The 2,223-nt window shown below is 53.6% G+C and carries 2 protein-coding genes; both read right to left on the reverse strand.

Annotated elements, in window-relative coordinates:
- The coding region (locus tag AC1DVH_RS29830) for a right-handed parallel beta-helix repeat-containing protein (protein WP_477756817.1) at positions 1 to 1,591 on the reverse strand (1,591 nt) is incomplete at its 3' end.
- A gap of 211 nt (positions 1,592 to 1,802) precedes the next feature.
- Positions 1,803 to 2,223 (reverse strand): hypothetical protein (locus AC1DVH_RS29835; protein ID WP_477756818.1); only part of this gene is annotated, 421 nt, incomplete at its 5' end.

The following is a 2,223-nucleotide window of genomic DNA, read 5'->3' on the forward strand; positions in this document are numbered from 1 at the left end:
ACGTGAAGCTGAGGGGGTTGTTATAAAAAGCGCGACAATGGTCCACGTAGTTGTCATGTACACGAAGGTTCTCGATTACGTTTGACTGGCGGATAAGATCCTGCACGCCAGGACTTACTACCGGCTTAAGGCGGAAGATGTTGTGCGCGATAGTAATGTTTCTGGCTGACGCCATGCTGCCAGGGATGCCGCCAAGGTCAATTGGGTAATCGACGTTAGCGCTTGTTACTTCAATGTTGTTCCCTGTCAGTACGATATCGGAACCGTAGAGTGRGAAGATCGAATACAATCCACCGCTTAGCGTGGTCTTCGCTCGGTTATTGGTGATCACCCAACCGTTACCGCCCGCCTTGACCAGGCGTTTCTGAACGTTCTCGAAATAATTACCATCAACGACGAATGCTTGGTTATCGCTGCTGAATTCCTCACACACGATGGCGTCAGCGTCATCGCCCAAGCTGGTGATGTTGGAAAAGGTATTGGCCGACATGATCGCCCCGCGACAGTCACCCATGAAGTAGATGGCACGAGTTACATCTAGCGATGTGAGGTCAGAAAAGCGACAGCCCAGAACTATAACCCTTTTCGAGCCCTTGACCCATAGACCGAAGACGTTAGGTTGATTATTACCGAGAGTCTTGAATGTACAACCTGTAAACGCCGCATCGTGAGTGTTCTCCACCTCTACCCAAGAGTACGCGGAGTAGTTTCCGTCGAATACGACCTGATTGAACTGCGGGTTTGCGGTGGCGCCGTTCAGCTTTAGCATAGTCCCAGTGACACTAGGCAGTGCTTTAATTGTGGCGTTCTTAAGCCGCACTTGGCCGGTAGCGATGGTGATCTTGGTTCCGATGTAGCAGAGTTGGTTATAGCCGTCGACCTCGACCCCCCAGGCTGCGGAGTATTCTAGGGCAGCTTTTACCGCGGGATACCAGTCCCAAGTGTCCGGGTTTAGGGCAACAGGCTTGACAGTAATTAGATGAGCGAACTCCCAAACACTTACAGCCTGCACCGACAGTAACTGGCCAGCGTTCGTGATGGCAGTGGCCAGCCGGGCGCGCGCATGACCGACCATAGCTGACCCGGGCAAGCCTGCCAGATTCTGCCGCAAAGAGTCGTCACCGATCAGCTTTAGCTTAGCTTCGTCGGTCGCCCAGCTAGTAGTCGTCATCGGGATGAACGAGCTTTTCGCCCGGTATTCATTACCCAGATACGCCACTGTTTTGGTGGTGCGATCTAGCAGGATTCCAGATGCGTAGGCAATCGACGGCTCGTAACCACTGGCATCTATGAAGGAATTGAATTGCGCTTCGCGATTGTCCTGATCGTCGGAGAACTCAGTATCACGCGCAAGCTGCGCCGCATCGAACGCCGATTCGCGGTTGGTCTGAGCACTATGAAACGCTTCACCCCGTTGCAACTGGCAGGTATCAAACTCTGCAATCATCCCCGGGATGCTTTTGCGATTCGCCCCAAGCCGATCTGTATATGTGGGCTCGGGCCCGTTCGCGAAGCTATCTAAGCATTTCGCGTTGTCCGACAAATCGCGCGGATCGGTGCTGCCGATCGGGTTTCGGGTGTTGTAGCTCATGGTCATCTCGCTCACAGAGTAAGCCGCCGGCGCCGCAAATGAAGCGGTGCCGAGTGCACTGATTTTTATCAATTGCCGGCGACTAACCATTACGACCAACCTCAAAATAGAATCGGTTGGCAGTGTACCGGCGCAGGCGTTGTAGGCCGAATGAAGAATGTACGAATCGTTGCAACAGACTGACGCAGACGCAGCCAAACACCATGCAGACCTACCCTGCTGGCCACTCGTGGTTTATGGCGCGGTCGAAGATGTCCGCCATAGCAACGTAGTTGGGTACAGTGATAATCCAGCCCGCGTCCAGAATGGGGCGCTTGAACAGTTCGACTTTGGCGGTAAAACGCCAATGACTTACGCCGACCAAATTCGGCCCATCGTAAATATCAATGAAGCGGGCTCGGTGATAATCAAAGCCTAGTGGCGTCTTAAGTGGGCATTGAAACCATAAACTGCCCGAAAGCAGGATGTGCTCGAACCATCCCTCAAACAGCTGCGCTTCTGTGTCATTCAGAAGCCACGTGACTGTCGCCACGGTGGGGACTGATGTGAATCGACGCCACTGCCTGGCTCGCCCACTCTGCAGATCAGAGCGAGCAATCGGGCTCACGGATTGAAAGCCATAACCTTCGCGC

Source organism: Pseudomonas sp. P4_C3, from assembly GCF_056402075.1.